Source organism: Clostridium beijerinckii, from assembly GCF_036699995.1.
GTDB lineage: Bacteria > Bacillota > Clostridia > Clostridiales > Clostridiaceae > Clostridium > Clostridium helianthi.
The window spans coordinates 2,569,536-2,594,018 of the sequence record NZ_CP144906.1; the positions used below are offsets into that span (position 1 = coordinate 2,569,536).

Consider the following 24,483-nt stretch of genomic DNA (forward strand, 5'->3'; position numbering starts at 1 on the left):
TAAATGTTAGGTTTAATATAAAATTTATTAATTAATTGTTCAATTGGACTAATACAAAACAAAATTGTATTAATATTCATGAACTTATTCTTTAAAGTAATAAAAATCAAATTGGAGGTTTTAATAATGGGGAAATTTCAAAATGATGCAAAAGAACTATTAAAGCTAGTTGGTGGAAAAGAAAACATCTCAGCAGTTACACATTGTGTTACTAGAATGAGATTTGTATTAAACGATCCAAGTAAAGCTGGCGTAAATGAAATTGAAAAATTAAAAAGTGTAAAAGGAACATTTACACAAGCAGGACAGTTCCAAGTTATAATTGGGAATGAAGTATCAACATTTTATAATGACTTTATAGCAGTTTCAGGAATAGATGGAGTAAGTAAAGATGCAGTAAAAGATGTTGCTAAAAACAATATGACTTTTATACAAAAGCTTATGGCAAATATAGCAGAAATATTTTCACCACTTATTCCAGCTATCATCGTTGGAGGTTTGATTTTAGGGTTTAGAAATATTATTGGAGATATGAAATTATTAGAAGGCGGAACAAAATCTTTAGTTGAAGTATCTCAATTCTGGGCTGGGACAAACAGTTTCTTATGGTTAATTGGAGAAGCTATATTCCACTTCTTACCAGTAGGTATTACATGGTCAATTACAAAGAAAATGGGGACAACCCAAATTCTTGGTATAGTTTTAGGTATTACATTAGTTTCACCACAACTTTTAAATGCATATGCAGTTGCAGGTACACCAGCTGATAAAATTCCATTCTGGGATTTTGGATTTGCACATGTAAACATGATTGGATATCAAGCACAAGTTATACCAGCTATACTTGCAGGTTTTGCATTAGTATTTCTTGAAAGAGGTGCAAGAAAGATAAGTCCGGCATCAATATCAATGATAGTTGTACCATTCTTTGCTTTAGTACCAGCTGTTTTGATAGCTCATATTGTTATAGGACCTATAGGCTGGGCAATTGGTGCAGCTATTTCAAAAGTAGTATATGGTGGACTTACATCTTCATTTGGTATGATTTTTGCAGCAATCTTTGGATTCCTTTATGCACCACTTGTTATTACAGGACTTCACCATATGACAAATGCAATAGATCTTCAATTAATGGCACAATTTGGAGGAACATCACTTTGGCCAATGATAGCATTATCTAATATCGCACAAGGTTCAGCAGTTTTAGCTATGATATATTTACAAAGAAAGAATCAAGAAGCTCAAGAAGTTAATGTACCAGCTTGTATTTCAGCTTACCTTGGAGTTACTGAACCGGCAATGTTTGGTGTTAACTTAAAGCATGGATTCCCATTCTTCTGTGGAATGGCAGGATCAGCAATAGCAGCAATAATTTCAGTTGGAAGTGGCGTAATGGCAAACTCAATCGGTGTTGGAGGACTTCCAGGTATATTATCAATAAAACCAGCATTCATGATGATATTTGCATTAGCAATGCTTGTAGCAGTAGTAGTACCATTTGTTCTTACAGTAATTGTAGGAAAAAAGAAAGCAATAAGCTAGGATAGGAAGGAAGAAATTATGAAGGATTTTAAGAAAAGTACTATTTATCAAATATATCCTAAATCATTTTATGATACAAACGGTGATGGAATTGGAGATTTAAACGGAGTAATAGAAAAATTAGATTATTTAAAAAATTTAGGTATAGATTATATATGGCTTACTCCTTTTTATCCTTCTCCTCAAGTAGATAACGGATATGATATCTCTGATTACTATAATATTGACCCAAGCTTTGGTACATTAGAAGATTTTGAAAAATTAGTACAAGAAGCAGAAAAAAGAGATATATATGTAATGCTTGATATGGTACTTAATCATACATCAACAGAACATGAATGGTTCAAAAAAGCTATAAGCGGAGATAGAGAATATAAAGATTTCTATATATTTAAAGAATCAGAAAAAGATAAACCACCTACAAATTGGGAATCTAAATTTGGTGGGAATGCATGGGAATATGTAGAAAAGTTTGATGAGTATTACCTACATCTTTATGATAGAACTCAGGCAGATTTGAATTGGGATAATGAAGAAGTTAGAAATGAGATTTATGGTGTTGTTAACTTTTGGCTTAAAAAAGGTGTCAAAGGATTAAGATTTGATGTTATAAATTTAATTTCAAAACCAGAAAAGTTTGAAAGTGATTCAGAAGGTGATGGAAGAAGATTCTATACAGATGGTCCTAAAATTCATGACTATCTCCACGAGCTTAATGAAAATACCTATGGAAAATATGAAAATATTGTAACTGTAGGAGAAATGTCATCAACTTCTCTTGAGAATTGTATAAGATATTCTAATCCAGAAGAAAAAGAATTATCAATGGTATTTAATTTCCATCATTTAAAAGTTGATTACTATAAAGGCGATAAATGGACTGTTATGGATTTTGACTTTATGAAGTTGAAGGCGTTATTTAAAACTTGGCAAGAAGAAATTCAAAATGGGTGGAATGCTCTGTTTTGGTGTAATCATGATCAGCCTAGAATAGTTTCTCGGTTTGGAAATGATAAAGAATATTTAAAAGAAAGTGCCAAAATGCTGGCAACTACAATACACATGATGAGGGGGACTCCATATGTGTATCAAGGTGAAGAGATTGGAATGACAAACCCTTATTTCGATAAGATAGAGAAGTATAGAGATGTAGAATCTATAAATTATTATAATATTTTAAAAGAGCAGGGAAAATCTGAAGAAGAGATATTACAGATTTTAAAAGCAAAATCTCGTGATAATTCTAGAACTCCAGTACAATGGGATGATAGTGAAAATGCTGGATTTACTAAAGGTGAACCATGGATACCTGTTAGCAGTGAATATAAAAGAATAAATGTTGAACAAGCATTAAAGGATGAAGATTCGATTTTCTATCATTATCAAAAGCTAATAAGGTTGAGAAAAGATTATGAAGTGATTTCAAATGGAAGTATAAAGTTTATTCTTGAAGAAAATAATAAAGTGCTTTCATATGTAAGAAACTTAGGCGACGCTACAGTACTTGTCATAAATAATTTTTATGGAGAAAGTGCAAAAGTAGAGATTCCAGATGAATATGCAAATAAAAGTGCTAAGAGTAAAATATTAATATCAAATTATAAAGATAGTAGTGTATTAAATAAAGAGTTGAATTTAAGACCATTTGAATCAATTGTATATCATATATAGGTATCTAAATTTAAAACTAGACTTATGTGATAACTTACCTAAATCATAAATATTTTGATTCCGAAAAGCTATGAAAATGTCGCTGAAGGTTCTAAGCAGCAGGTTGTATCCACTTTAGCATGCTCCAACTTTCAGTTTGACAAGCTAAAATGGAACAACCTACAGCTAAGAACCTTTAACAGCTCATTTTCAAATGTTTTCTCCACAAAAATATTTATGATTTCTAGTTAGGATATGAACATAAAGTTTTAGCAACTTTTTAAATATGTTCATCTGATAAGTCTAATTCTTAAATTGTTTATCAATAGAAAATCAGGAACTTTAAAATTATATAATATATAGAAATTACAGTAGCAACTGCTCAGCAAATGGGTGGTTGTTACTTTTTTGTTGTCTAGGAAAGTGCAAAAGTAGAGATTCCAGATGAATATGCAAATAAAAGTGCTAAGAGTAAAATATTAATATCAAATTATAAAGATAGTAGTGTATTAAATAAAGAGTTGAATTTAAGACCATTTGAATCAATTGTATATCATATATAGGTATCTAAATTTAAAACTAGACTTATGTGATAACTTACCTAAATCATAAATATTTTGATTCCGAAAAGCTATGAAAATGTCGCTGAAGGTTCTAAGCAGCAGGTTGTATCCACTTTAGCATGCTCCAACTTTCAGTTTGACAAGCTAAAATGGAACAACCTACAGCTAAGAACCTTTAACAGCTCATTTTCAAATGTTTTCTCCACAAAAATATTTATGATTTCTAGTTAGGATATGAACATAAAGTTTTAGCAACTTTTTAAATATGTTCATCTGATAAGTCTAATTCTTAAATTGTTTATCAATAGAAAATCAGGAACTTTAAAATTATATAATATATAGAAATTACAGTAGCAACTGCTCAGCAAATGGGTGGTTGTTACTTTTTTGTTGTCTAGGAACCGCCCATGAAGGCAAAGCCTTCACAAAGTATAATGAAAATTAAGTGGTTTCTGTTAACAAATGGATAACCTTGTCAATAATATAGAAAGGTGAGGAAGTAAGCCGTTGTACTTTCTGGTAGCAAGAACTCCTTTTAGGAAACTGGCTACGGTAATTTTGAGCACAAAGTATTGTGTCTAGAGCACGTGTAGGAAATTTTTTTTTGATAAGTAATTACTGTTGAACTCACTGAATTTATTATGGAGAAGGTAGGAATGGAAGCAATAATTGAAAGGTGTGCAGGTATAGATGTGCACGAAAGAACAGTAGTAGTATGTGTTTTAAAGGGTGATTTAAAGAAAAAACCGGAAAAGGAAATAGAGACATTTAATACTACGACTACAGATTTGTTAAAACTTTTAGATTGGATTGAAGAAAGAGGCTGTACGCAAGTAGCAATGGAAAGCACAGGCGTATACTGGAAGCCTGTCTGGAATGTATTAGAATCAGGTGATTTTGAAATTATACTTGCAAATGCTAGACATATAAAGAATCTTCCAGGAAGAAAGACCGACGTGAAAGACGCAGAATGGATAGCTCAATTATTGAGAAGTGGATTAATTAATAAGAGTTTTGTACCAGATGCACATATAAGAGATCTTAGAGATATAACAAGATATAGGAAGAAAATACTATACGAACTTAATAGAGAGAAGAATAGGATTCATAAAATTCTAGAGGATTGTAATATAAAGATTTCAAGTTATATTTCAGATATATTTGGAGATACAGGACGAAAAATATTAAATAAAATCATTAATCAAGAAGAAATTAGAATGACAGACTTAATTGAGATATCAAATGGTAGAGGTAAAGCAAGTATAAGAAAGAAACTAGGAGAAATAAAAGAGGCTGTAAACGGAAAAATAAGAAACCATCATTTGACAATGATAAAATACAGCTATGATCACATTAGGTTTTTAGAAGAACAAGTAGTCCATATAGAAAAAGAAATAGGTGAATATATAGAGCCATATTTTGAAGAAGTAGAGATAATAGATACTATACCAGGTATAAACAAGAATGCAGCATCAGTAATAATAGCAGAGATTGGAACTGATATGAGTTATTTCCCAACAGATAAGCATCTAACATCATGGGCAGGCCTAAGTCCTGGAAATTGTGAAAGCGCAGGTAAAAAAAAAGAAGTAAAACAATGAATGGAGATAAAGCATTAAAAAGTGTAATGTGTGAATGTGCTTGGGCAGCAAGCATGAGTAAGGATACTAGATTATCAATATGCTATAAGCGATGGGTGAAAAGAATGGGAAAGAAAAAAGCCACAATAGCATTAGCAAGTTTAATGTTAAGAATATGCTATCAATTGTTAAAGGAAAGAAAAAACTATATAGAATATGGTACTATTTATTTAGATAAACTTAGAGAAAAAAGAGAAGAAAGTATGATAAAAATTCTAAAGTCAAAAGGCTATAATATAGAAAAAATCAATAAGTAAAAGAAACAAATAATTTAATATAAGGCTTGGACTAGCCTAAAATAGGCTAGTTTAGTTTCCTATTGTCAAATTTAGAGAAAGTGCTGTGAATTTAATTTTCGTAGGAAAGTATAGAATTTTTTGATTTTGAAAGCCAGTGATACCAATGGTTATAAGGATATTGGTCTGTAAAAAATGTTATAAAGAAAGAGTGTGGCGCAGCCACTTTTGTTCTACAGAAATTTATAGGAGTTTTCAGTGTTAATACGTGAGTTTATACTCTTTTATCTGCGCAGCTTATATAGGTAGAGAAAATATGAAGTTAAAGTTAGTTATATTAATATTTAACGAAGAGGCTGGTGGTTTTAGAAGATAAGTCTAATAAGAAATTGAGTAAAATCAGGCCACATACCTATAACAATTCTATGTGCTATTACTGCTATAAGCCCATAGAATAAAGGAAAAGTCTAGGAATTAATATAAAAGCTATATTAATATATCTTATGAATTAGTATAATAATTAAATAAGATATATTATTAAGAAGGAAGGTGAATTAGCTCTGGGTATACTATTAAAGTATGCTGCAGACTAAAATGTAATTATGAATGAAAAGATTAGCACTATAATAAATGAAATGATAAAATACTATGCTAAAGATCCAAGAAGGGTTAATCACTTTTTAAAGGTATTTTCTTTTGCTAAATCTATAGGGGAAATTGAAAATATAGATAAGAATACTCAGGAAATTTTAGAAGTAGCTGCAGTAATGCATGATATAGGAATAAAAATTAGTGAAGAAAAATATAATTCTTCTGCTGGAAATTATCAAGAGCTTGAAGGGCCTCCAGTTGCAAAGGAAATGCTTTCAAAATTTAATTTTAGTGAAGAATTTATTGAAAGAGTATGCTATTTGATTGGGCATCATCATACATATAGCAAAATTGATGGTATTGACTATCAAATATTAATAGAAGCCGATTTTTTAGTTAATATTTATGAAGATGAAATAAAAACTCCTCAAATTGAAATTATTAAAGAAAAGTATTTCAAGACAAAGGCAGGAAATGATTTCTTAGTTAATCTGTATTTGTAATAATTCTGAAGAGAAAATTATTTGAGAAATGTTTATAAAATATGTTGCAATAAATGAGTGACATATTCATATTATGTAGTAAATTTATTAATAAAACAATTAAGGGAATGATAATTGTGAATCTTTGCTATATAATAAAAAGTTTTAGTCAAATAGATTTACTAAGAAAATTTGTAAAGAGTAATATTAATATAATTGGGATTAATTCAATTTCGGAGTTAAAGGATGATTATTTATTAGTAATATCTAATAAAGATAGTAACTTTAATGAAGTGATGAACAAATTAACAAATGCTCTTGTTTGGGAAGAATTATATAATTATTTTTATGATTATTCCTTAGATAGATATATGAAGAATTATGATTTCTATCATTTAAAATATTCCTTGAAAAAAGCGCTAAAACCTGATAATGAAGCGATTGCAGTAGGTTCATCATATGCCTTATTTGGAATTGAAGAGAGTGTATTAAATTTTCCGTGTGTTAACTTGTCATTAGCATCACAAGACATTTATTACGCATCTGTAATTGGAAAATATGCAATTAGTCAAAACAATAGTATTAAAAAGATATTTATTGGAACTGGCTATTATTCATTTTATAATGATTTATCACTTAGCCAAGGTGGTGAATTGATGCGTTTGACAGACGTATACTACCCAATTTTTAAGGATAAGCATAATTGTAAGGAGTTACCTGGTAATAATTCATGGATTTCATTTAAATATGAAATTTTTGACGTGGAACAAATATTGGATTTCTTTTCAAATAATTTTTTTGAAGAATCTGGCGGAAGGTATTTTGCTGGGACAAGAGATAGATTTAAATCGAGAATAGTCTTTGGAGAAAAAAAGGATGCTAAATGGTTTGAACTTGATGATAGTTTAAAGGAAAAATCAGCATATGAGAGAGCTGATTCACACAATAAGGCTATTAAGTATATAGATTCGTATAAAGAAAATATCAATATTATGAATTCATTTGTATCATTTTGCAATGAGAGAAATGTTAAAGTCTACTTGCTTGTATTTCCGGGAACTAAATTTTATAAAAAATATCTTTTGAAAGAGTATAAGGAATCTTATGCATCAGCTTTAAGTTTAATTAGTGGAGAAATAAGATTTATTGATCTTGACGAGTTTTGCGTATTTGATGATAAAGATTTTGTAGACATGGACCATTTAGATGAAGGTGGTGCAGTCAAAGTTTCATGGATTATAAATAATCTTAATTGACAGATAAAATATTAATTAGATAATTTTAGAGTCATATTCTGAAGAATAGATATTTAAATATTCTTCAGAATATTTATTGTAAGGAATATTAGAATACAGAACACTTAATCATATATTCTAATTATTCTCTAGAATCGTAACTAGCACATTTAGTTTCGGTATATAATTGGGCTCCATTACCTGCTACTTGTATAGAATCTAAGCTACAAAGTTTGTTATAGTTATGATTACATGTTTCAACGTTGCAAGTTAGAGCATCGCATCTTCCTTGAGCATTAGTATTATTAGTTAAATCGCTATAATGAGATTCTTGTAAAAATGAACCGCAGCAAGTTCCTCTTTCACTACTTGCAGACATTCCACCAATATCAACTCTATTTGAATAGCAAACTCCACTATTGTTATGTGAACAATTAGTTACTTCACAATTAATTTTTTCCACAAAAAACACACTCCTTTAAGTTAAATCTTAATCTAGTTATAATATTATTTGCTAAAGTATCTATCAAGTAAGCCTTTAAATGCTTTACCATGTCTTGCTTCATCTTTACACATTTCATGAACAGTATCATGTATAGCATCTAAATTATGCTCCTTAGCTAAGGTTGCAAGTTTCTTTTTACCTTCGCAAGCACCATATTCAGCTTCAACTCTAGCACTTAAATTAGATTTAGTATCAGGAACAACAACTTCCCCTAAAAGTTCTGCGAATTTAGCAGCATGTTCTGCTTCTTCATAAGCAATTCTTTTATATGCTTCACCTACTTCAGGATAACCTTCACGGTCAGCTTGACGGGACATTGCTAAGTACATTCCGACTTCAGTACATTCACCTATGAAATTAGCTCTTAAACCTTCTAATAATTCATCATTAAGACCGCCAGCAACACCGATTCTATGTTCATCAGCAAAATTTAATGAGTCAGTCATTTCCTTGAATTTGTCAGCACCTGCTTTACAGATAGGACAAAAGTCTGGTGGTGTGTCACCTTCATGGATATAACCACAAATAGTACAAACAAATCTTTTCATTTAAAATTCCTCCATAAACTATTATTGTATTTTTTAGGTATTAAACAACCTTAAAAATAGTATTACCAATTAAAACAAAAATATTAATATATAATTTTTATTAATTAAATTATTCAGGTGTCGTATAATTTTCTAAATATGTTATAATTTATTGGAGTGATTTAAGAGTGATAAACAAGGAGGAATTTTTACTTGAATAACAATTTTGAATATATATTATTTGATTTAGATGGAACACTTACTGATTCTGGCGAAGGAATAACTAAATCAGTTCAATATGCGTTAAAGTCTTTTGGAATTTTAGTTGATGATCTTAAAGAATTAAACAAATTTATTGGACCACCTTTAAAGGATTCATTTAAAGAATATTATAACTTCGATGAAGAAAAAGCACAGCTTGGGTTGGTAAAATACAGAGAATATTTTGCTGAAAAAGGTATCTATGAAAATAAGTTATATGATGGAATACCAGAGCTTCTAGAGGTACTTAAGAAAAATAATAAAAAAATTGTACTTGCTACATCAAAACCAGAAGTGTATGCAAGACAAATTTTACAATACTTTAAAATTGATAAGTATTTTGATTTTGCAGCTGGAGCAGATTTTGAAGAAACAAGAGTAAATAAAGGTGATGTAATAAAATATGCTTTACAAGAGGCTAATATTACAGACTTATCAAAGGTTATCATGGTAGGAGATAGAGAACATGATATTATCGGCGCAAAAGAAAATAATATAAAATCAGTGGGGGTTCTTTATGGTTTTGGAGATGTTATTGAACTAACCCAAGCCAGAGCAGAATATATAGTTAAGGATACAGAAGAACTATTGAATATTCTTCTTTAAAAAATTATAAATCAGTGATATAAGGATAATTATGTTGATACCTTCAATACTCAGTAAAGAAATATAAAAATTAATTTTATTGTAACATCAGTTACGGAAGTAATATGGAATAAACATTATAATAAGATTAAAGATAAACAATAAAAACTTAAAAGATAATTCATTAAGATATATGAGAGGAGAATGTCAACATGATAACTAAGGATTTAACAATAGGAGAAGTAATTCGTATAAAGGAAAATGCACCACAAATTTTAATGAGCTTTGGAATGGGATGTGTTGGATGCCCATCTGCACAAGCTGAAACAATTGAAGATGCAGTTAAAGTTCATGGAATAAATTTAGAAGAATTATTAGAACAATTAAATAAATAACATATTTAATAGAAAGGCTGCTTAAAACTAAGCGGTCTTTTTTTGTACAGAAAAATATAATCCAGTCAAATCAGTAAATAAATCTTGTAAGTGGCAGAAACACATACTCTGTAAAGTAGATTTTCCAATATTTTATTAAATCAATAGTTTAAATGCTATAAGAATAATATTTAAGTGTTAGATTATAATATTATCTATAATAAAAAATCGCAGTAAACTATGGTTAAGTGCCGTTTGTGCTTAGCACTCTATTTATATAAGTTACGTATTGTGCATAGCGCTCTTTTCATATGTGTGGATTTTTTTGCGTATTTATCTTTTTAAGAAAATACGCAAATAATTTAGCAGGCAAATAGATTTGTCTTTTATCATTTTTGTTCACTTCAGATCAAGATAAATAGCCTGTTATATAATTCGCGCTTTCAAGGGGCACCTTGCCCATAGATTTATCTGAGATATTATTTAAAATTTAAATAATCGAGAGGATTTTATATGAAAACTATTGAAAAAGAGTTTGTGGTTATTGCAGAGGGAAAATCATCTGAAACATGTTTGCAAGAATTTAACAGGATAGATATTAATTTGACTCAGCTAAGAAAAAACGTAGATATTTTAAGAAGCACCTTAAATCCAGGAGTGAAATTTATGGCTGTTGTAAAAGGGGATGCATATGGACATGGATTAGTTCCTATAGCTCAGGAACTGGAAAAATGTAAATGTGATGCAATTGGAGTTGTGAGGCTGACTGAAGCTATTGCTTTAAGAAAAGGAAAAATTAAAATTCCAGTGGTAATATTGGCACCTTTAATGCCATCTCAATGCCAATGGGTTGTAGAGCATAATATTAGCGTAATGGTAGATAATGAGAAGATTGTTTCTGCGTTAGATAAAGAGGCCGTATCTAAAGATAAGATGGTTGACGTGCATATAAAAGTTAATACAGGCTTGAATAGGTATGGAATTGAAACAGATGAAGTCGTAAGGTTTATTCATATTATCAATGAAAAATATCCTCATATAAATATAAAAGGTATATATACTCATTTCAAAGATCCAGAATATAATGAGCAGTTCACGTATGATCAAATGATGAAATTTAATAAGGTTTTGAAGAAACTTGAAGAAGTGAATTTAAGACCTCCAATTGCACATGCAGCTGGATCAGCAGGAATACTTATGTATCCAGAATCACATTATGATATGGTAAGATGTGGACTGATATTATATGGGCTTGAGCATAAGCCAGATGAAAAAATGCTGCCTGAAGGAGTAAGTCCTATTATGTCTGTAAAAAGTAAAATCATAAAATTGGATAAGGTTAAAGCAAATGCATCTGGAGGATATGGTGATAACTTTATAGCTAAAAGAGATAGTGTTGTTGCAGTTGTTGGAATAGGTTACGGAGATGGCATATCTAGAGGTTGGAAAGAAGTTTTAATTGCAGGAAAAAGGGTCCCAGTAGTAAATTACTTTATGGATGGTATACTTGTTGATGTTACAGATATAAAGGAAAAAGTAAAAGAATTTGATGAAGCAGTCATAATAGGAAAACAAGGAGATGAATCAATCAGTTGGGAAGATGCTTGCCAGAGTATGAATTCATATATGGATGAGCAATTCCAAAGAATTACTGAAAGAGTACCAAAACATTATTTTATTTATAAATGATAAAATCTAGATTATAATATCAAATAAAGGATTTTAGCTGAAAGGGGGGAAAACATTGACTTTGCAACAATTAAAATATGCTCTTGAAATTGCAAGGTGCGGGTCAATAAACGAGGCAGCTAAAAAATTATTTATATCCCAGCCAAGTCTATCTAATTCAATAAGAGAACTTGAAAGTGAACTAGGAATTGTAATATTTGAGAGGACAAATAGAGGAATTAGTATTTCTTCAGATGGGATTGAATTCTTAGGGTATGCCCGCCAAATAAGTGAACAAGCTGAATTTATTGAGGACCGCTATCATGGAAGAAAAGAAAAGATTATGCATTTCTCTGTGTCAACTCAGCATTATGCTTTTGTTGTAAATGCATTTACAAGACTCTTAAAAGAAATTGAAACAAATCAGTATGAGTTTAATTTAAGAGAAACAAAGACATATGAAATAATAGATGATGTAAAGACTCTTCGTAGTGATGTTGGAATTTTATATATTAATGAAGTAAACTCTAAAGTTATGAATAGAATTTTTAGTGATAGTAATTTGAAATTTACTCCACTTTTTAATGCAAATCCACATATAATCATCAGTAATAATCATCCTCTTTCTACTAAAGAAAGTATTACTACTAATGAGATGTTAGAATTTACTTATGTAACATTTGAACAGGGAATTAATAATTCATTTAATTTTTCAGAAGAAATGATGAATATGGCTAATGTACCTAAAAGCATTAAAGTTATTGATAGAGCAACACTTTCAACTTTATTAACCAGTACAGATAGTTATACGATTGGAACAGGATTTATAGACTCTGATTTTGATGAAAGCAAACTTAAAGCAATACCAATAGAATGTGATGAAATTTTCACAGTTGGATGGATAGCCCATAAGGATATTAAGCTTAATAAAATAACAACGCGCTACATTGAGATTTTAAACGAAATTATTTCAACAAGTTATTTCGACTTAAATTATTATCTGTTATAGCAGTTTAAATGGAGGAAAATATGAGTAATGAGATTATAGGTACAAAGAGAAATAGTCCACCTTTTCGATATGATATAGTTGGAAGTTTTCTTAGAACTGATGAAATTAAGATTGCACGGAAACAATATAATAGTGGAGAAATAAATGCTCAAGAGCTAAGAAATATTGAAGACATAGAAATAAGAAAGCTCATAGAAAAGGAAAAAGAAATAGGGTTAATAGCTGTTACTGATGGAGAGTTTAGGAGATCATGGTGGCATCTTGATTTTTTTGTTGGAATAGAAGGTACAAAGAAAATAACATTAAATCAAGGAGGTAGTGTTCAAGGATCTAGAACAAAAGCTGAAAGCTTTCAAATTGTTGACAAGATAAGATTTAATAAGCATCCAATGTTAGAGCATTTTAAGTATTTAAATAGCATTGTTAAAGATCAAAATATTGCTAAATTTACTATTCCATCACCATCTCTCTTTCATTTTGTTCAAAGTCACAATAAAAATAATGTATATGGCAGTGATGAAGAGCTGATGGAAGACATTATTAGTGTTTACAAATCTGCAATAAAGGAGTTTTACGATGCAGGCTGTCGTTATTTGCAGTTTGATGATACTGCATGGGGAACCCTATGTAGCGAAAGACATAGAAGTTATTTTAGGAGTCAGGGAATTGACCCAGAAGCTCTTTCGAAGAATTATGTAAGATTGATAAATGAGAGCGTCAAAGAAAAGCCAGAAGATATGATCATAACTTTGCATGTTTGTCGTGGAAATCTACATTCAATAGGATTTGCATCAGGTGGATATGAACCTATTGCAGAAGAATTATTTTCTAATGCTAAGGTGGATGGATTTTTTCTTGAATATGATAGTGAAAGATGCGGAGATTTTAAGCCACTAAGATTTATAAATGATCAGTTTGTTGTATTGGGACTTGTAACAACAAAGCATGGAGGTCTTGAAAGTAAAGAGCAATTAAAAAATCGTATTGCAGAAGCTTCTCAATATGTAGATATTAATAAACTTTGTCTAAGTCCACAGTGCGGTTTTGCATCAACAGAAGAAGGAAATATAATTACCGAAGAAGAACAATGGGAGAAAATTAAACTTGTTATTGAAACAGCTAATGAAATTTGGAAGTGAATTTGTTTGTTATAGGAAAAAATTATAGCCAGTAATAGTTTTTTGAAGTTACCTTACTTGGGGTTAAACATGCTATACTGATTTCAAGAATAAAGCAAGGCAATTAAGGGGGATTAAAAAAATGAGTATAGAATTTAAAAATGCAAAACAAAGAAGTGTTGCACCATTTAGGGCTGATATTGTAGGAAGTTTTTTACGACCAGAGGTAATTAAAGAGGCGCGTGCTAAATTTCAAAATCAAGAAATTTTAAGTAGTGAATTAAGAAGAATAGAAGATGAAGAAATAATAAAATTAGTGAAAAAACAAAAGGAACTTGGACTTAAAGCAGTAACAGATGGAGAATTTAGGCGCTCATGGTGGCATCTTGATTTTATGTGGGGATTAGATGGAGTAGAAAAACGTGTACTAGAAGCAGGCTATAAATTTAATGGGTTAGAAACTAGAGCAGAAACAGCCACATTAACAGGAAAAATAGATTTTAGTAATCATCCGATGCTTGAACATTATAAATTTTTAAGAAGTATCTCTGGAGATGATATAGTGGCTAGACAGACGATTCCAGCACCAGCACAATTTCTTGCAGAACTTCAACGTGGTGAAAATAAGGAGATTACAGAATCTATTTATAAAAACATAGATGAGTTAATTTTAGATATTGCAAATGCTTACAAAAAAGCTATTAAAGCATTTTATAACGAAGGTTGCAGAAATCTTCAACTTGACGATTGTACTTGGGGTATGCTTTGTGATAAAAAATATTGGGAAGCTAGACAACAAGAAGGCGTAGATACAAATGACATTGCTAAACTATACGCAAAGGTAAACAACTTAGCAATTGAAGACCATCCTGAAGATTTGGTTATTACAATGCATGTTTGCCGTGGAAATTATAATTCAACATGGGCAGGGTCTGGTGGATATGAACCAGTGGCAGAAATTCTTTTTGGAACTGTAAATGTAGATGGGTTTTATCTAGAGTATGATACAGATCGTGCAGGAGATTTTGCACCATTAAGATTTATTAAAAATCAACAAGTAGTTTTAGGGTTAATAAGTTCCAAGACAGGAATATTAGAAAATAAAGAAGAAGTTAAAGAAAGAATTAGAGAAGCAACAAAATACGTAGATATTAACCAAGTTTGCTTAAGTCCACAATGTGGTTTTGCCTCTACTGAGGAGGGAAATATTCTAACAGAAGAAGAACAATGGAATAAGATAAAGCTAGTAAGAGAAATTTCAGAAGAAATTTGGAAATAAAAATATATGATTTCTTCCTTAAGTGAGTATAATATAATTATATTTATAGGCTAATTTGAAAGATAAAAAGCAAATTAGAAGGAGGATTTAAATGAGAGTAATGACCTTTAATTTAAGACGCGATGTTCCTATAGATTTTAATGATAGATGGAATAATAGAAGGAGCTTGGCTTATAACGTAATAAATGAGTATAAATGCGATATAATAGGGGTTCAGGAAATTAAAGATAATATGCTTAATGATATTAAAGAAAATATTGAAGGATATAATATTATTGGAGCTCCAAGAGGGAAAAAAGTTTCTTCAGAAAGAAATAGTTTATTAATCTCTAGAAATTATTTAATTGAAGATTATAAAACTTTCTGGCTATCTGAAACTCCAGATAAGATAGGAAGCCGCGTATGGTACTCATATCTTCCAAGAATTTGTACAACAGCTATTTTACAAATGGATAATGGAAGAAGAGTTAGGGTTTGTAATACTCATTTAGATAATCTGCTTCCAAAGGCAAGAATGTATGGTTTAAAAAAGATTTTAGAATTCATAGAAGATGAAAAACTTCCAGTTATATTAATGGGGGATTTTAATGATAGACCTAATAGTAAGTTGATTAAAAGTCTTAAAGAGGGGAAAATATCAAGTAAAAAATTATTACCAGTACAAGACGTAAATATGGGGTTATATAATGAATCTACAATAGGAAATTTCAAAAGGTCAGGAAAAGGGCTTCATATAGATTATATATTTGTATCGGAGGAAATAGATGTAGTTAATGCTGAAATAATTAAATATAATGTTAATGGGAAGTATCCCTCTGACCATTATCCGTTAATGGCAGATATATTAGTAAAATAGATTATATCGTAATCAATTCAAGTAATAATAGAAGAGTTGTATATTTAGTATATAAATAGAGAATATATGGCTTGGAATTATGTTATAATTTACAGAGATTATAAATATTTTAATCCTAAAAGCTACGAATATATTTATTATTTCTAGCGATGATGATTCTAAAGCTTTAGCAAAAATGTAGGTATATTTATCTAATAAGTCAGATCTTTAAATTGAATATATAAAAATTTAAATAAAGCATTAGTAAAAAAAACTTGGAATTCTAAGATTATGAATCCAAGTTTTTTTATTGTCTAGGGAAATATAAGAATTTTGAATTTTGAAAGCTGGTTATATCAATGGTTAAGAGGATGTTGGCTTGTAAAAATATTATTAAGAATGAGCGTGGCGCAGCCACTTTTTTTCTTCTCTAGAAATTTATATTGCAGTGAAATCTCAAGCTACACAGTCGGATGGGATTTTGTTGCTATGTGATTTTTACTAAATTAAGAAGTTGAAGTTATACTTTATGTTGATCGTGTTGGATATAAATACATAATGACCCAATTAACTTTAAATTGAAGAAAAAGTGTTATATAATAGTATATATTGTAAATAAATTAAAAATAAAATAAAAAAATATATTATCTATATAAAGGAGAATAAATTTATTGTCGAAATTAGAGAAATGTGTATGCGTAACATACATATGTTTAGCAATTGTATTAGGTGGGCTTGCAGCTTATTATAAAGTAACATTTGGTGAAATAAATTACAGCAGCTTAATAGCTAGAAAAGATAAGGATACCTCTGATGCAAATGATAATACTACTAATAAAAATGAGAATATAGAAAAAGTATTAACTGCCGCACCCAAAGTGCCGATAAAAGCAGAATTAACAGCCTACTGCAATTGCGCTATATGTTCAGAAGCCTGGGGCTCAGAAACCGCAATGCAGACCCATACTAGAGTTGGAACTATAGCTGTACCTAAAAATATTCCGTTAGGAAGTAAAATATATATTCCGGATTTAAAAGATTACAAAGATGACGGTATTTTTGATGCAGAAGATAGAGGTGGCGCAGTTAAAGTTAAAAGTGATGGCACCTATATAATAGATGTGTGGCTTCCAACCCATGAGCAAGTCAAGGAATTTGGAAGAAAAAAGACTACAGTTTATTTAATAAAATAATAGTAGCTTGAAGTTTTTCTAATATTCAATTAAAATTATGTTAGTATGAGGAAATAAAGCAAGAAAAAAATAGAATATATATATTGTAAAAACAGTCCTTCATTATAATTCTAAAAAATATTACAAGAATTTTAGCTGTAATTGTGAATTGTGAAATGTGCATTGTGAATTGCAATATATATTACATATATTTTGTTAAGAAGAGTCTTTTTTTAGACTAAGGGGGACAATAGGCTTATGGGTCAATCAAAAGAAAATGATCAAATATTTTGGGACAGTAGAGAAAACATTATATCACCAGAATTAGTTGAAGAAAGAATAGAAGAGATGAATGAAACGTTACTTGTTTATAGATCAGCAATAAAGGAAGTTAAGACTAAATTAGATATTTTAGATGATGAACTTAAGATAAAGAGGAAGAGGAATCCGATTGAATACATGAAATCCAGAGTGAAGACTCCAAGCAGTATTATGGATAAACTTAAACGTAAAGGGTTCGAGATGAGTATTGAATCTGCTAAAAAGAATTTAAATGATATTGCGGGAATTAGAGTTATCTGTTCTTTTGTAGGTGATATATATGATATTGCCAATATGCTAATAAGACAGGATGATATAACACTAATTGAAGAAAAAGATTATATAAACAGTCCTAAGCCAAATGGCTATAGAAGTCTTCATTTAGTTATAGAGGTTCCAATATTTTTTTCGGATCATGTAGAGCCAGTCAGAGTTGAAGTTCAAATTAGAACGATAGCTATGGACTTTTGGGCTAGTCTTGAGCATAAATTATATTATAAGACATCTGGAGATGGACCACTGCATATTACACAAGACCTAAAGGAATGTGCAGAGCTTATAGCATCTACAGATATGAGAATGCAAGATATACAAAGAGAGGTAGAAAAACTAAGATAGGTGGGTTGTTAAAATGATAAAAGAGCTTGTATTGAAAAATAGATCATATAGGAGGTTTTATCAGGATAAGAGTATTGAAATGAATACTTTAAGAGAATTGGTAGATTTAGCGAGACTATCACCATCAGGAGCTAATAAACAAGTGTTAAAATACATTTTATCAAATGAAAAAGAACAAAATGAAAAAATAAGTAAATGCATATTTTGGGCAGGTTACTATAAGGATTGGGATGGTCCTAAAGAAGGTGAAAAACCAAGTGCTTATATAGTAGTGCTAAAAGATACAAGTCTTGGCCAAGGTGCATCACAAGATGATGGCATAGCAGTACAAAGTATGTTACTTGGAGCTGTTGAAAATAATTTGGGCGGATGCATTATAGGAAATATAGATAGAAAGAATTTAAGAGAAGAACTAAATTTAGATGAAAAATTTGAAATTGCTTTGGTAGTAGCTCTTGGTTATCCTAAAGAAGAAGTAGTTATAGAAAATATAAATGAATCTGGAGATGTGAAGTATTGGAGAGATGACAACCAAGTACATCATGTTCCAAAAAGAACATTGGGTGATTTGATTTTATAAGTAGTGAACTCGAATCTATTATTTGATGTGAATCGGTTAAGCAGACAGCTCAAAAGTGATGCTCCCGATCTTGTATTTGGCTATAAGTGAAGAGTTCTTAATTGCAGAATAGCTGTTTAATTTATAGGTGAAGAACTTTCTCTGTGAGCATCTATGATTTAATGATGGTTGCTTACTCTGTGAGTATCCAGTGAACAAATGAGAATTCATTTTCTTTAAAAAATATTGATATAATAGTGTGATTTTGAACATACTATACTTGTTACTTTGTAGAAAAAGGAGAATAGTATATATGGAAAGAATACATTATAATGTTGATGGATTAGCAAATGAAAATATGAAAACACAAGTTAAGAATGCACTGGAAAAAATCCAAGGTGTAGATAAGGTTTGTGTAGATCTTGCACGTGGAAGCGTTGAAGTAGTATATAATGCTCCTGCAACAGTAGAAGAAATCAAAAGCTGTATAGAGAATACAGGACATGATGCTAGATAAAAGAAAATATCTTTTTAGATTTGTTGCTAAAGAGGAATGTATTTAGGTTTACATTCCTCTTTAGTTTTTATGTAAATATAAAATTTAACCAGGATTAGCCTTCTATTATTTTTACATAAAACATTCTATCTCTAGGACCATCAAACTCACAGAAATATACGTTTTGCCATCGTCCTAAAATTAGATTGCCATTATTTAAAATAAGAGTTTGTGAAGCACCTACTGTTGAAGATTTTAGGTGAGAATGTGAATTCCCTTCAAAATGCTTATAATTCGGATCTGTGGTTGGGTAAATTTTTTCAAAACCATATATTAAATCGCTAACTACATCTGGATCTGCATTTTCATTTATAGTTATTCCAGCGGTAGTATGAGGGCAATAAACTACTATGATTCCATTTCTAATATTACTGTTTTTAATATCTTCTCTTATATAAGAAGTTATATCAACCATCGATTGTCTAGGTTTAATTTCGAGGGAGTGTTTAAATAAATTTGACATAATAAAGCCTCCTTAACATTGTTTTTACATAATATTATAATATACCAATTATGTAAATATATAAACAATTTTATAAGTCTATATTGTAATAATAGACTTAGATTTTAGATTCTAATGAACCAGATGATTTATTGGAAGTAGAATGCAGAAACTTAATTGAACCATATATGCAGCAGTGTAATTGAATTTTTTTATTCTCTAGGAATTTTAAGTCTATTTTATAAATTATGTTAATAAAAATAATAGTAAATATAGATTTTTGATTTGGAGAGGATAAGAAAATGATAAAAACTATTAGTTTTAAATATATATTAATGTTAGGAACTTTATTAAGTATTGTATTTGCACTTCAATTAATTTATGATGTAAAGGCAAATGGAGAATGGGTATATGTAAACAATAGCTGGCGATATTATAGTGGTCCCGAACAAAATACTGGTTGGTATAAATACAAAGATAATTGGTATTATTTAGATGAAAACGGTATGGCAAAAACCGGATGGCTTAAAAGTGAAGGCAAGTGGTATTATCTAGACACAGTTACAGGAAAAATGCTGACTGGATGGATTCAAAATAGAGGGAATTGGTATTATCTAAATAGTTCTGGAGAAATGGTGACAGGATGGCTTAGATATAATGGAAATTTATATTATTTAAATTCCTCTGGAGTAATGGTTAAGGACATATATATTGGAACCTATTATTTAGGACCAGATGGGGCGTGGGAGGAAGGATAGATATTTGAAATAAATTATCTTATAGATATACAGTGAAATTACCAATCTGTAAAAACTTGAAAAAAGAAAAAATACTATTTCAAAATGTATTGGTAAAAAACATTGAGAGATAGTATTTTTTATAATAATTTTATATCTAAAAAGAAAAAAGCTTGTCCTAGAAAATGCTAAATTGTAGCTTTATTGACCTATCAACTTATCGTTTTCAAAGATATGTTCAATTAACCAATCATTTAAAAGTTGTAATAGAGTAGAAATCGATTCATTCTGATTTTCATCAATACTCCTAAAATCTACTTCATTAATTCTTTTTATAAAAGCGTCATGTTCTATCTTTTGAGTGAACATTCTTTTATAGTTAATTTTCTTCATATATTCTTCTTCTGCTTTAAAATGGAATGAGGTATAATCACGTAGCTCATCTACTAACTCTAATATGTCATCATATTTATCAGTTGTAAAATCATTTTTTAGTAAATTGTAAGCTTTGTCTGCTATTTCGAAGAGAACTTTGTGCTGTTCGTCAATAAAATCAATTCCAGTCTTAAATTCTTCTTTAAATTCATACATTAAATGTTACCTTCTTTCTTATAATTGTATAATTACATATAAAATAATTATATATCACTTTTGTAAAATTTTCTAGATAAGGGATAAAGATAATTCCTATCAATAAGAGTAAATAACATTGGTATATATAAGAAACTATATAAATCCTGCTAAATTAATGATACAGTAGTATTAGAAAAATTTACAGCAATTATCAATATAAACTATATATTGCACTTAAGTTTTTACATTTTAAGATTAATTGGTCTCTTTTTTATTAATATTTTAAACGTAAACTCGCTATTGCAATGCAAAAACTATAAAAAAATAAATGAGAAAAGGAATTGGAATTTATGGAAGTGATTCAGAACATAGATAATAATATTTTAGAATTTATACAAATCCATATGAGGACTCCCATTTTAGATAAGGTTATGCCACTAATAACTATACTTGGAAGCAAACTTACTATATGGACGTTTATTGCTTTAATACTTATAGTAGGAAAAAAATATAGGAAGTATGGTATTATGATCATATGCTCTTTGATATTATGTTTTATTGTAGGAAATTTAGGTTTAAAACCTTTGGTAGCCAGAACTCGTCCTTTTAATGCTGAACCAATATTAAATATGATTCATATGAAGCTGCCAACAGATTTTTCTTTTCCGTCAGGCCATACTATGTGTTCATTTGCACCAGCAACTATAATTAATTATATGAATAAGAGAGCTGGGATACTTGCATTAACTCTAAGTACATTAATAGGCTTTTCAAGGTTATACTTGTATGTACATTATCCATCAGATGTTTTTGCAGCGATGGTTATTGGGCTTTTAATAGGTAATTTAGTTATTGCAGCATTTAATAAAAGAGCATTAAGTTCTATTTTGAGCTAAACCAAGTTACTATTGATTCCGATGTGATTTTTGAAGATGAAAGGAGATGTTAAGAATGAAAAACGAACAAGAAAGAATTCCAAAGGGGAATGAAGTTTTGATGGGGAATTCTGAGGTTATGAATGCTAAATTACGTAGATTTATTCTTATGGGAACTCTATTATATACAATTTTAATATTGTATTTCATGTTCTTGGGATTTAGTAGGCTAGACCATAGAATCAATAATGATCAGTATACATTTATGTTTGTGCCAGAAGGGGTTCCGCTAAGATTTCCGAAACTAACGATGTCATGGTTATACGATTTTGGAAATATTGCTGCTTTTATACCTTTTGGAATAGTAATTCCATTGTTGTATCGTATACGTTTTAGAAAGTTTTTAACATTGTTCATATTAGTGATTTCTTTTTTGGAAGTGTTGCAGTCCTTAACTTTTATGGGCACATTTGACATCATGGATATTATATCTAATACATTAGGTGCAATCATGGGATTTGTAGGGTATAGAGTAGGATTTTCTTCTGAGATTACGTTTAAAAAACTAGTTGCTTCTGCAGTATCTATTCTTATGCTAATCGTCGGGGTTATGGTGGTTTCTGAAACAATCGATTATGGTGTACATGTTAATGAAAGAATAGGACCTGTCCAAGCATTAAATGAAGCTAATACAACCATGCCAATAACTAATAGTTTTTCAACTTTTACGGTTGAAGATGAGGCAGTACAGCCTAAATTTAATCTGTTTGGAAGTAGTGATGGAATAGATAAGGAGTATTTATTTAATTTAGGCAAGAAAAATCTATGGCTCTATGCCAATTATGGTATTCCAGACGGAGAAGAATATAAGGGTTCCGTTACGATTATGATTAATGGGGAAGAGTTTACTCAGTTCACTGATCAAGACAAAGATAGCCGTATGATGAAGTTAAAGACGTTTTTTGATTCGGAAATAAAAGACGTTAAAATTATAGTTACTGGAAATGCTAAGGTATGGGATGTTAGTATCGCGGAAATAAAGCATTGGTGGGAGTAACTGCAATAACGAAGAAATATGAAATTTTAGACAATCATCATCTTGGATATTATAAAGGTTATATAAAAACTAGTTATTCAACAAACCATATTTAATAACTTTGAAAATAATTTTTTATTGTTAGTAAATTATTATTTTGAAAATTAAAGATATACATTATAATAATTATGTGGAAGATTATTATGAAAGCAAATTAGTGAAAATGATATTGGAGCTTATTACAAAGGGGGAAGAATGTGAGTTGGGATTGTGCGGTATGGCACTGCAATAGTGTAAAAAGTAAAGAGGATGCAGAAATTCTATATAAACGACTATGCGAAGGAGATACTTCGTTAATCGGTCCTACACAAAAAATACAAGATTTTTATGAAGAATTAACAGCTAGGCATCCTGAAATCGATGATATAAGTGAAGAGGAAATTGGGGATTTAGATTTATGCCCATGGAGTGTAACTTTTGATAAATCAGAAGGACACATTATTATGTCTTGTGTATTTAGCAAGGTTGATTATGTAAGCGATTTAATAAAGGAATTAGCTCAAAAACATGAACTATCTTTCTACGAGCCTCAAAATAAAAATTTTATTTATAATTAAAGGTACATAGATAATAATCTTTGCTGTTTGTGGTTAAATGTGGTAATATAGAAAGGTGGTTTTTTATTATAATTTAAATTTTTTATTTTAAATTATAATGGGATATGAGAAAAATAAATTGGGGAGGGATATTAAATATTATATGGTCAAGGTAAAATATTCTGCTATATATACTGATAATTTTGGCTGTGAGCAGGCAGAACTATACTTTCTAAAAGGGGGACTTCAATTTAATATAAGAGATTGCGTCTTTTATGATGATCATTTTGATTTCGATTTTTATACTAAGAGACCTAATGAGCATAAACAACTTTTCTATTTAAAGGATGATGAATTAATAGAATATGTTATGGATGTAAGAATTCCATTAATAATGACATATGATTGTGAGGAATGTGTGAGAGAATCTATATTATGCATTAAGAGGCATAGAAATTCTTATAATAATATGCTTTCACTTGATCTAGATGGAAAATCTTATACTGTTGAAGGATATAATTTGCAAGAATTATTATATAAAATGAAGAAAAAACTGCCTAATGAATATACTATGGAATCTGATTTTTCGTGTATGCTGGGTGTATATTCTATTGAAACAAATAAAGAAAATGATTTTTATTGTTTTAGAAATTTCGAAGAGGAAGATGATGAAAGTGCTTCTAGCGAATCTTTTTATTTGGAATCCTCTGATTTTAGAAGTAGAGATGCTTTTGATGGACTTAAAAAGTATCCAATTACTTATATATTCAATGAATATTGTTTAAGTAAGATTTAATCAGTCATGTTTATGTATAATAATATAAAAAGAGATGGCGCATATAAGATGTGCTATCTCTTTTTGGTTAATACCACGATTCATAAGATCATGTTCATATAA

26 protein-coding genes and 1 pseudogene are annotated in these 24,483 nt (G+C 29.8%); 23 read left to right on the top strand and 4 right to left on the bottom strand.

Features of this window, described 5'->3' with window-relative positions; genetic code table 11:
- The first annotated feature begins 126 nt into the window (after nt 1-126).
- The 7 genes and pseudogenes from treP (at nt 127) to PZA12_RS12025 (ending at nt 7,960) form a co-directional block, all read left to right on the top strand.
- A complete protein-coding gene (gene treP / locus PZA12_RS12000) occupies nt 127-1,542 on the top strand; it encodes a PTS system trehalose-specific EIIBC component (RefSeq protein WP_078115672.1) in 1,416 nt (471 codons plus the stop codon).
- Nucleotides 1,543-1,560: 18 nt separating this feature from the next.
- Nucleotides 1,561-3,213 carry an alpha,alpha-phosphotrehalase gene (gene treC, locus PZA12_RS12005; RefSeq protein WP_077844975.1) on the top strand — a complete coding sequence of 551 codons (1,653 nt, stop codon included), beginning with the start codon at nt 1,561-1,563 and terminating at the stop codon, nt 3,211-3,213.
- A gap of 413 nt (nt 3,214-3,626) precedes the next feature.
- A pseudogene (locus tag PZA12_RS24955) lies at nt 3,627-3,755 on the top strand (hypothetical protein); the annotation flags it as partial.
- A gap of 656 nt (nt 3,756-4,411) precedes the next feature.
- Nucleotides 4,412-5,356, top strand: a complete 945-nt coding sequence (locus PZA12_RS12010; RefSeq protein WP_245160066.1) for an IS110 family transposase — start codon at nt 4,412-4,414, stop codon at nt 5,354-5,356.
- On the top strand, nt 5,353-5,652 hold the full coding sequence (locus PZA12_RS12015; protein WP_103699435.1) for a hypothetical protein: 300 nt from the start codon (nt 5,353-5,355) through the stop codon (nt 5,650-5,652). Before PZA12_RS12010 ends, PZA12_RS12015 begins: the two co-directional genes overlap by 4 nt.
- 581 nt (nt 5,653-6,233) lie before the next feature.
- On the top strand, nt 6,234-6,725 hold the full coding sequence (locus tag PZA12_RS12020) for an HD domain-containing protein (protein WP_078115670.1): 492 nt from the start codon (nt 6,234-6,236) through the stop codon (nt 6,723-6,725).
- Between the two features lie 116 nt (nt 6,726-6,841).
- Entirely contained in the window at nt 6,842-7,960 is a 1,119-nt protein-coding gene (locus PZA12_RS12025; protein WP_077844935.1) for a hypothetical protein, read from the top strand.
- Between the two features lie 121 nt (nt 7,961-8,081).
- On the opposite strand, the gene PZA12_RS12030 is transcribed toward PZA12_RS12025, so the two are convergent.
- Nucleotides 8,082-8,402 (bottom strand): DUF1540 domain-containing protein, encoded by a 321-nt coding sequence (locus PZA12_RS12030; RefSeq protein ID WP_077840638.1) that lies wholly within the window; start codon nt 8,400-8,402, stop codon nt 8,082-8,084.
- Nucleotides 8,403-8,446: 44 nt separating this feature from the next.
- Complete coding sequence (locus tag PZA12_RS12035) at nt 8,447-8,992, bottom strand: NADH peroxidase (protein WP_012058541.1); 546 nt, start codon at nt 8,990-8,992, stop codon at nt 8,447-8,449.
- A gap of 192 nt (nt 8,993-9,184) precedes the next feature.
- Between PZA12_RS12035 and PZA12_RS12040 the strand changes: the two genes are divergently transcribed.
- The 11 genes from PZA12_RS12040 (at nt 9,185) to PZA12_RS12090 (ending at nt 19,287) form a co-directional block, all read left to right on the top strand.
- Nucleotides 9,185-9,838 carry an HAD family hydrolase gene (locus tag PZA12_RS12040; RefSeq protein ID WP_012058542.1) on the top strand — a complete coding sequence of 218 codons (654 nt, stop codon included), beginning with the start codon at nt 9,185-9,187 and terminating at the stop codon, nt 9,836-9,838.
- Nucleotides 9,839-10,029: 191 nt separating this feature from the next.
- Nucleotides 10,030-10,212 (top strand): DUF1858 domain-containing protein, encoded by a 183-nt coding sequence (locus PZA12_RS12045; protein WP_077840636.1) that lies wholly within the window; start codon nt 10,030-10,032, stop codon nt 10,210-10,212.
- 492 nt (nt 10,213-10,704) lie between these two features.
- Complete coding sequence (alr, locus tag PZA12_RS12050; protein ID WP_078115669.1) at nt 10,705-11,880, top strand: alanine racemase; 1,176 nt, start codon at nt 10,705-10,707, stop codon at nt 11,878-11,880.
- Between the two features lie 55 nt (nt 11,881-11,935).
- Nucleotides 11,936-12,868, top strand: a complete 933-nt coding sequence (locus PZA12_RS12055) for a LysR family transcriptional regulator (protein ID WP_078115668.1) — start codon at nt 11,936-11,938, stop codon at nt 12,866-12,868.
- Nucleotides 12,869-12,888: 20 nt separating this feature from the next.
- Nucleotides 12,889-14,007 carry a 5-methyltetrahydropteroyltriglutamate--homocysteine S-methyltransferase gene (locus tag PZA12_RS12060; RefSeq protein WP_078115667.1) on the top strand — a complete coding sequence of 373 codons (1,119 nt, stop codon included), beginning with the start codon at nt 12,889-12,891 and terminating at the stop codon, nt 14,005-14,007.
- A 121-nt stretch (nt 14,008-14,128) separates the two neighbouring features.
- Nucleotides 14,129-15,265: a 5-methyltetrahydropteroyltriglutamate--homocysteine S-methyltransferase gene (locus tag PZA12_RS12065; RefSeq protein ID WP_078115666.1), complete on the top strand. Its 1,137-nt coding sequence runs from the start codon at nt 14,129-14,131 to the stop codon at nt 15,263-15,265.
- A gap of 91 nt (nt 15,266-15,356) precedes the next feature.
- Nucleotides 15,357-16,121, top strand: coding sequence for an endonuclease/exonuclease/phosphatase family protein (locus tag PZA12_RS12070; protein WP_078115665.1), 765 nt, complete (start codon nt 15,357-15,359; stop codon nt 16,119-16,121).
- A 650-nt stretch (nt 16,122-16,771) separates the two neighbouring features.
- Nucleotides 16,772-17,293 carry a 3D domain-containing protein gene (locus PZA12_RS12075; protein WP_077844929.1) on the top strand — a complete coding sequence of 174 codons (522 nt, stop codon included), beginning with the start codon at nt 16,772-16,774 and terminating at the stop codon, nt 17,291-17,293.
- 237 nt (nt 17,294-17,530) lie between these two features.
- Nucleotides 17,531-18,211: a GTP pyrophosphokinase gene (locus tag PZA12_RS12080; RefSeq protein WP_078115664.1), complete on the top strand. Its 681-nt coding sequence runs from the start codon at nt 17,531-17,533 to the stop codon at nt 18,209-18,211.
- Between the two features lie 13 nt (nt 18,212-18,224).
- A complete protein-coding gene (locus PZA12_RS12085; RefSeq protein WP_078115663.1) occupies nt 18,225-18,791 on the top strand; it encodes a nitroreductase family protein in 567 nt (188 codons plus the stop codon).
- A gap of 292 nt (nt 18,792-19,083) precedes the next feature.
- Nucleotides 19,084-19,287, top strand: coding sequence for a heavy-metal-associated domain-containing protein (locus PZA12_RS12090; RefSeq protein WP_012058551.1), 204 nt, complete (start codon nt 19,084-19,086; stop codon nt 19,285-19,287).
- 94 nt (nt 19,288-19,381) lie between these two features.
- Here the strand turns inward: PZA12_RS12090 and PZA12_RS12095 are convergent, their stop codons facing one another.
- The gene (locus PZA12_RS12095; RefSeq protein WP_077830037.1) at nt 19,382-19,789 is read right to left on the bottom strand and encodes a secondary thiamine-phosphate synthase enzyme YjbQ; all 408 of its coding nucleotides are present in this window, start codon (nt 19,787-19,789) and stop codon (nt 19,382-19,384) included.
- 281 nt (nt 19,790-20,070) lie between these two features.
- Here PZA12_RS12095 and PZA12_RS12100 point away from each other — a divergent pair, with 281 nt between their 5' ends.
- Nucleotides 20,071-20,526, top strand: a complete 456-nt coding sequence (locus PZA12_RS12100; RefSeq protein ID WP_078115662.1) for an N-acetylmuramoyl-L-alanine amidase family protein — start codon at nt 20,071-20,073, stop codon at nt 20,524-20,526.
- 180 nt (nt 20,527-20,706) lie between these two features.
- Here the strand turns inward: PZA12_RS12100 and PZA12_RS12105 are convergent, their stop codons facing one another.
- Nucleotides 20,707-21,096, bottom strand: coding sequence for a bacteriohemerythrin (locus tag PZA12_RS12105; protein ID WP_077841074.1), 390 nt, complete (start codon nt 21,094-21,096; stop codon nt 20,707-20,709).
- Nucleotides 21,097-21,428: 332 nt separating this feature from the next.
- On the opposite strand from PZA12_RS12105, the gene PZA12_RS12110 reads away from it, so the two are divergent.
- From PZA12_RS12110 to PZA12_RS12125, 4 genes are all read left to right on the top strand, one after another.
- The gene (locus tag PZA12_RS12110; RefSeq protein WP_077844925.1) at nt 21,429-21,974 is read left to right on the top strand and encodes a phosphatase PAP2 family protein; all 546 of its coding nucleotides are present in this window, start codon (nt 21,429-21,431) and stop codon (nt 21,972-21,974) included.
- Nucleotides 21,975-22,029: 55 nt separating this feature from the next.
- A complete protein-coding gene (locus tag PZA12_RS12115) occupies nt 22,030-23,010 on the top strand; it encodes a VanZ family protein (RefSeq protein ID WP_078115661.1) in 981 nt (326 codons plus the stop codon).
- Nucleotides 23,011-23,246: 236 nt separating this feature from the next.
- Nucleotides 23,247-23,606 (top strand): hypothetical protein, encoded by a 360-nt coding sequence (locus tag PZA12_RS12120; RefSeq protein WP_078115660.1) that lies wholly within the window; start codon nt 23,247-23,249, stop codon nt 23,604-23,606.
- 142 nt (nt 23,607-23,748) lie between these two features.
- A complete protein-coding gene (locus tag PZA12_RS12125; protein WP_242964386.1) occupies nt 23,749-24,381 on the top strand; it encodes a DUF6304 family protein in 633 nt (210 codons plus the stop codon).
- Nucleotides 24,382-24,483 lie beyond the last annotated feature (102 nt).